Here is a 4,550-nt window from a genome sequence, read left to right on the forward strand (position 1 = left end):
AAGAATCAGGAACTTGACATCATACCGCTGGACTTAGTTGAACCAGGTGATAAAGTTGCTTCTATAATCAATGCCGAGAGTGATCACATTTTCATAGAAGAAATAGATTAGGTACACGATCAAGATAACCAGATATACCAGCTTCTGATCCTTTCTGCGGAACGCCTTCACCATCCATGCCGTAAGCAAAATCTGATAAAGGGTAAAATAAATCGCCAGTCTAGCAAAGATCCAGTTCTGGGTAGCGACCAGCATCAGCACAAATCCGATCAGCGACATGTTGACAATAATGTCAATGTCAGGGAACGTTGCGCTCAGCTTCTTCCTGCCAAGATAAGCAATGACCAGCGGCAATCCGAAAAAGGCCACCCGCACAATATTCGCGCCGCCCTCCGACAAGGTCTGGTACACGCCATACTGCGTATCCTTAATCGCCGAGAACAAAACTTCGGAGAATTGACTGTAGCCGAAGACGATCAGGACCGCGACACCGAGCAGCAGCAGAGTCGAGGCTGTCCAAGCTTTTCTCCTGACGATGAAAAAGATTGGAATCAGAATCAGCGCGCTTTGATGGAACAAAGAAGCGAACAGGACCACCGGGATATACTTCTTCCAGTTGCCTTCAAACAGATATTTCGTCGCAGCGAATACGATCGAAGTCGCCAAATACTGCCGGATTCCGTTCATGGAGACGATAAACGCGCCGGAAGTAATGTAGATGTACACGCCCAGCTCGAACAGCCGCGCATATTTATACAGCATCATAATAATGAGTATGTTGGTGATAACCGCCGTAATCAGAATCATGTACTGCGGATCGTTCGTGTACATCTTCAAGATTTTTTGAAAAATATTAAAGCCGATGTCGTCGTTGGTCCACACATACTGCCAAGTGAAATCATCTGTGAGATATGAATGGATATACATCTCCGTATCGCCGATATTCTTCCGCAGCCCGGAAACGATACAGAACAGGATGGCCGTAGCGAGGAACAGGAGACGGTTGGGTCTGACGGTTGCAGGAAGAGATACGTCCGGTGTGGAAAAATACCTGGCCGAAAGCGAGAATAGATAGGCAAAAGCCAAGAGAATCCATAAAACGGTCATTGGGAGTCACTCTCCTGAACCGGCCTGATCTTACTCGGCGTTTCTTTCGCAGAAATCGGCGCTGCGCGCTGTGTCCGCCGAATGTACAGGTACAGCAAGCTTCCCAGCGGAAGCGCCAGCACAGTCATTCCCTTTCGCGGGGACTCCGCAATAAATTTCCGGTTCCCCATGATCAAGCTGCTGGACACGTAATGGACCGCTTCGCGAAGCCTTTCCTTGAACGAAGGCGCATAAACCATCGCCACTTTCCGAAAAAAAGCGAAGCCCCGCGGGTTTTTGCGGTACTGATTCATCATGTTCAGGCTTGAGCCGTCGGCTCTGTATTCCACATAGCAGAGTACCTCGTTCATGACCAGCAGCGGGAGCTGCTGATCGATCAGCAGATATTTATAGGAGAGTGGAACATATTTCTCGCCCGGAAAAATCGGGTAAGGCGGAACGCTGCTAGTCATGGCGGTACGGTACACCAGCTTCTTATCGCCCTTGACCTTCCACTTGGCATACAGGCCGCTCAGCGTCGACGCTTTCAGCCCCTCCGGCATGCCCGTTCCGATAATTTCCCCGTCCGGCGAAGCGTCCAGGCCCACGATACCGGCATACTGCTCACTTCCGTACTTCTTCCAGAAGGTGAGGATTTTATCCACCGCATCATCGGCCAAATAATCATCCGAATCGATGCAGATGTTAAGCTCCGTATCCATTCGTTCGTAGGCCGCATTATGCGCGCCGTGCATGCCCTGATTGTCCTGATCGTGATAACGGATGGCTATCCTGGCTTCGCTTATCCAGCCCTTTACCAGTTCCTTGGTCCGGTCTGTGGAGCCGTCGTCGATAATCAGCCAGACAAAATCCTTGCAGGACTGCCTAAGCAGGCTCTCATAGCATAGATGGAGGGTATGCGCTCTATTGTAAGTCGGAGTAAAGACCGTAAGCGAAGGAACCATTGTAATCACCTCGGGTTAAGAATTGGCCGCCACGCCGAATGGTAGAAGGAGGCCAGCCACTCGGCGGTCTGCGCGGAGTCATATCCGCTGTCGCGCAGCTGCTCCGATGTATCCGCATGCTCGTAGGAAGAATCCAGCACCGCCAGCGCCCAATGGTCTGGGGAGTCCTGCAGACCGATAAACCGCACCCTGCCCGTTAAATCCGCCTCCTTGGTAATTGCGCTAGAAGCGACGCATCTTAGTCCTGCGGCCTGCGCTTCGACAAGAACGACAGGAAGCCCTTCGTACAGGGAAGGGAACAGGAACAGATCCATGCCCTGCATCAGCCTGGAAATATCGGAACGGACGCCCAGGAAGGCGACATTGCCGCTTAACCCCAGCTTTTCGACTTTACGCCGGATCGCCGGCTCCAGCTGCCCCGCCCCAACCAGAACCAGAAGCACATTGGGATTTCTCCTGTAGATGCTGTGAAAGATGTCAATCAGAAACGAGTGGTTCTTCTGCTCGTTAAACCGGCCGACATGGCCGATCACCAGACGTTCGCCCGCCTGAAGCTCATCTCTCACCTGTTCGCGCGCGGAAAGGTCTAATGCGAACTCCCGAAGGTTGATGGCGTTATTCATGACAATCAAATCGTCTGTCTTCTCAATCCCTTTGCCGAACAGCCAGCGTCCCGCGTTCTTCGAGCAGGCAAAATACCGGGTTGGATTATCCTTCATGATCGCTTTCGCGTATACGCGGAAAGGAAACTTCAAATCCAGTTTCAGGTCGCTTAAATGGCTGTGCGCGATCCGGCACGGAATTCCGGCCTGCTTCGCCGCCCGCAGAACAAAGCTGCTGTTCTCATTGATGTGGGAATGAACGACGCGGTATTCCGAGTGTGTACCAAAGAACTCCGCCAATTTTTTAAAGTACAGCCGGTAATTTCCCGGTCTGATTGGCGGCATGCGGTAGATGACCCCGCCAAGCGATTCGATTTCGTCATCGTAGTGGCCTCTCTCCAGCCGGTGAACCATAAAGTCAAACTGAATTTTGCCTCGGTCCATCTGACGGTAGTAGTTCATGAGCATAGTCTCCAGTCCGCCCCGATTCATCATGGTGACGACCTGAAGAATTCGAACGGGTTCCATTGTCCACACCTCTCGTATTCTTGATTCGCAATTGGTTGATTGCCTTCAGCATCAGATAGATCCCCGCAGCCAATCTCCATTTTCCCAGCAGGAAAAAGATTCTCCAGGCTTTGGTGCAGTACCTCAGCTCAAATCCGGCAAACGCCAAGACCACTTCCCGCTTGGAGATAAGCGAGTGAATATCCTTGATTTTGGCAAATGGCGATACCTTGTAATCTTCACTCATAATGTTGAGACCGAGTCCCAGTATATTGATGCACACCCGGTTGCGGAGCGCCTGAGTATATTCCGCCGGCAGTTCATGCTCTGCAATAAAAGAGTTCATATAACCGTACAGCTTGGTGAATTTACTCTCCAACTTGGGGTTGTAACGTGAGGTAATGGATGAAGTGTTGGATTTCCAATAATGATAGAACGGACGATTTAGAAAGACGAAGGAGCGTGCATAGTGACATACATGAATGTTAAAGAGTGAGTCCTCATTGGTTCCGATGATTTCCAGATCGATAAAAGAGGCCGCCGCTCTGTGAATCAGATCCGCCCGGTACAGCTTGCCCCACACGGGTCCCCAGGCGTCCAAATAATCAGGCTGCGCCAGTTCCTCTCTCAGCGGACCAAACAGCCGTCTCGTAATATGCTCCTGAACCTCTTCACCCCGGTATACCTGCACATCCGGCAGCCGGAATATTTTCTCTTTCGCGTGCGTACCGAACTCGCGCACATACGTACACATGACGATATCCGCATCCTCGTCCTCCGCCGCTTGGCGCATCGCCATAAACATCTCCCGGTCTACCCAATCATCCGGATCGACAAAGGCGATGTACCTTCCCGCTGCGTGCCTGATGCCTTCATTGCGGGCGGAAGATACGCCGCCGTTGCTCCGGTTGATGAGAACTATGCGGCCGTCCCTGCCAGCATATTGTTCGAGAATGGGGAGACTGCCGTCCGTCGAGCCGTCGTTAACCGCGATAATCTCCAGATCGCCGAAGCTTTGGCCGAGCAGACTGTCCAGACATCTCGGCAAGTAGGCTTCCATATTATATATGGGCATGATAACGCTGATTTCCGGCTTCATCCCCCCCCTCCTCTCTCATATGCCTGGAGTAGATTGACGCAAGCTCCTCTACGACCGATGGCAATTTATAAGCTTCGGTAAGCTCCAGGCTTCTCGTGCCGAGCCTGCTCCGTAACTCCATGGATCGGCACAGGCGAAGCATATGCTCGGCGAACGGCTCCTCCTGACCCGGTTCAACGATATATCCGTTCTCTCCGTGCCTTACAAGCTCCGCATGCCCCCTGTTTCTTGTTGCGATAACGGGAAGGCCGCAGGCCATCGCTTCCATAATATTGACCGGCAGGCCCTCCC

5 protein-coding genes are annotated in these 4,550 nt (G+C 51.9%); all 5 read right to left on the reverse strand.

Translation table 11 applies throughout. From position 1 onward, the window contains the following. Positions 1-33: 33 nt before the first annotated feature. Positions 34-1,107, reverse strand: a complete 1,074-nt coding sequence (locus L691_RS0115400) for an EpsG family protein (protein ID WP_025691361.1) — start codon at positions 1,105-1,107, stop codon at positions 34-36. Beyond that, positions 1,104-2,051: a glycosyltransferase family A protein gene (locus tag L691_RS0115405; protein ID WP_025691362.1), complete on the reverse strand. Its 948-nt coding sequence runs from the start codon at positions 2,049-2,051 to the stop codon at positions 1,104-1,106. Before L691_RS0115405 ends, L691_RS0115400 begins: the two co-directional genes overlap by 4 nt. A gap of 5 nt (positions 2,052-2,056) precedes the next feature. Then, positions 2,057-3,115, reverse strand: a complete 1,059-nt coding sequence (locus tag L691_RS0115410) for a glycosyltransferase family 1 protein (protein WP_232229202.1) — start codon at positions 3,113-3,115, stop codon at positions 2,057-2,059. Beyond that, positions 3,072-4,259: a glycosyltransferase family 2 protein gene (locus L691_RS30725; protein WP_025691364.1), complete on the reverse strand. Its 1,188-nt coding sequence runs from the start codon at positions 4,257-4,259 to the stop codon at positions 3,072-3,074. Before L691_RS30725 ends, L691_RS0115410 begins: the two co-directional genes overlap by 44 nt. Continuing rightward, positions 4,222-4,550 (reverse strand): glycosyltransferase (locus L691_RS29085; protein WP_036737222.1); only part of this gene is annotated, 329 nt, incomplete at its 5' end. The genes L691_RS29085 and L691_RS30725, both read right to left, overlap by 38 nt.

The sequence above is a fragment of the Paenibacillus zanthoxyli JH29 genome (assembly GCF_000520715.1).
GTDB lineage: Bacteria > Bacillota > Bacilli > Paenibacillales > Paenibacillaceae > Paenibacillus_AQ > Paenibacillus_AQ zanthoxyli.